Origin of the sequence: Falsihalocynthiibacter sp. BN13B15, from assembly GCF_041205415.1 — a bacterium.
GTDB lineage: Bacteria > Pseudomonadota > Alphaproteobacteria > Rhodobacterales > Rhodobacteraceae > Falsihalocynthiibacter > Falsihalocynthiibacter arcticus.
Genome location: NZ_JBGFCE010000066.1, coordinates 1 through 773, shown reverse-complemented (window position 1 = coordinate 773; position 773 = coordinate 1). Strand labels below are relative to the sequence as shown.

At 47.6% G+C, this 773-nt stretch carries 1 protein-coding gene; it reads right to left on the bottom strand.

Features of this window, described 5'->3' with window-relative positions:
* A partial coding sequence (locus tag AB9F26_RS22155) for an alkaline phosphatase PhoX (protein WP_369769118.1) occupies positions 1-323 on the bottom strand: 323 nt, incomplete at its 3' end.
* Positions 324-773 lie beyond the last annotated feature (450 nt).

The window sequence follows — 773 nt, the reverse complement described above, 5'->3', positions numbered from 1 at the left end:
TCTGCGACAAAGCGGAATAAGCCGCCATTTTTTTGATCGTTACCAATGTAGACAGTGCGTGAATCGGGCATAACATAGGAGAGCTCATGTGAGAGGCGACCAAGCGCGTAATGTTTGGAAGCCTCGGTATTGGCAGCAAACTGGTTCTTACCAAGGCCCTTGCCAGATTTGATCGAAACTTCCACGGGGTAGCCAACTCGGTACACTGACGTTTGTGCCAAGGCCGCATCGCGCGACTCTGTAATGGCATCAGCATGTGCAAACGAACCAAGACAAACCACCACGCCCGGGACGACAATGAGGGATTTGAGAAAACGGGACATTATGAGCTCCAAAATGAAATCGGAAATGAAAGTCGGGTACAAAAAGGAGCGAAACTCACAAGGTGTATGTTTTTAACGAAACTGAATTTTAAAAATAACGTAGCGACGCACTCGCTATTTTATTTGTAGCGTGTCCCTTGGAACTTCGTAAAGATTTTTTCCACGATGCTCACCGCGAGTTCAATAGAAGGTGTAGAAGTGCTTCCTGTCGTGCTTTTGTGCGGTCCAAAGTGCTCGTTTACGCCACTTTCCATTCGAAACGACCGGGCTTTTTCAAGAGGAAATTGGTTGACTCGGCAAGTTCTGGATAGGGAAAGCCCCGATCGTTTGGAATCGGAGGCGCGGTGTTCGCTGAATAAATAGTCAACTAACCCATTTAGCTATAGGCGTTTGTGGCAAGGTCGGCGAAAAACAAGACACCGGAAACCTCTGGTTCAACCAGAGGTTTCA